General features: G+C 57.0%; 2 protein-coding genes. One reads left to right on the top strand and one right to left on the bottom strand.

The features are described 5' to 3' along the window. On the top strand, window positions 1–233 hold a 233-nt coding region (locus JK635_RS24505; RefSeq protein WP_235888308.1), incomplete at its 5' end, for a hypothetical protein. A gap of 35 nt (window positions 234–268) precedes the next feature. On the opposite strand, the gene JK635_RS21620 is transcribed toward JK635_RS24505, so the two are convergent. Further along, on the bottom strand, window positions 269–586 hold a 318-nt coding region (locus JK635_RS21620), incomplete at its 5' end, for a hypothetical protein (protein WP_438803842.1).

Raw genomic sequence — 586 nt, 5'->3', positions numbered from 1 at the left:
ATGCTCCAGACTGGCTGGCCGCTTGGATTCCCTCGGACGTGCTGGCAAGCGTTCAGTGGGCGGCGCAGTTGCTCGAGGCGTCGCTGCCCTGGGCAGGTGCGGCCGTCGGCTGGTTGGTCCCGATCGCCTGGCTAGGTTGGTTTCTAGTTGCCTCAGTGCTGACGATCGCCGCCCTCATATTGCACGTGATCGTTCGACGCTCAAGAGTTCACATCTTGCCGCGAGGCGTGTGACCGACGAACTCGGAGTTGTAAGGTGTCTCCGGCGCCTATTCTGATGGCTTGTTGAACTTTATAAAGAAAGCCCAGGCAGCGAGCAGCGTGGCGGCAGCGAACCCGATCGATGCAGCCTTCAGCAACTGGGTCGGATCGTCATGGACAAACTTGAATGTGGCGACGAGCGACTCGATGGCCAACGAAATGACGACCACAACGAGAAATCTAGAAAGCACCCGCCGAATACGCGCTGGATGGCTCATTCTCGCTTCGCGATTAAACTCCTCTTCAATAAGGGTATCTGCGAGTTCCAGGCTCGCCATCGCGATGGTCAACATTGCAATGCATTCCAAGATTCCATCGAACCTCTT

The sequence above is a fragment of the Neobacillus paridis genome, assembly GCF_016765675.1.
GTDB classification, from domain to species: Bacteria; Bacillota; Bacilli; order Bacillales; family Cytobacillaceae; genus Neobacillus; species Neobacillus paridis.
The sequence above is the reverse complement of the archived record's forward strand: the minus strand, read 5'-3'. Positions and strand labels throughout refer to the sequence as shown.